Annotated in this window: 1 pseudogene; it reads right to left on the bottom strand. The window is 50.4% G+C overall.

What is annotated here, in order from left to right:
* Positions 1-228, bottom strand: a pseudogene (locus tag ACYP03_RS28505) (GGDEF domain-containing protein); the annotation flags it as partial.

The raw sequence follows: 228 nt of genomic DNA, 5'->3' as shown, positions 1-228 counted from the left end.
TCAGGAATTTCTAACAACAGTTTGCTGCTAATGTGGCGGTGCATTGCCATAAACCCTGCCAGCCAGCGGAGAAAACCTGCGGTGCGAATGCTGCTCAGGCTGAGGTTGACGGTTAATGGCACCAATGAGGTATCGTCACGATAGCCTAAGTGTTTTGCCATCTTGCTCAGTACATAACGGTCAAGGCTGGCGCCATCTTCCAGCGTATCCAGTGCATGCAGGAAAAAA

It is taken from the genome of Photobacterium sp. R1 (genome assembly GCF_054600795.1).
Note: the sequence above shows the minus strand (reverse complement) of the source record. Positions and strands in the feature narration are given on the sequence as shown.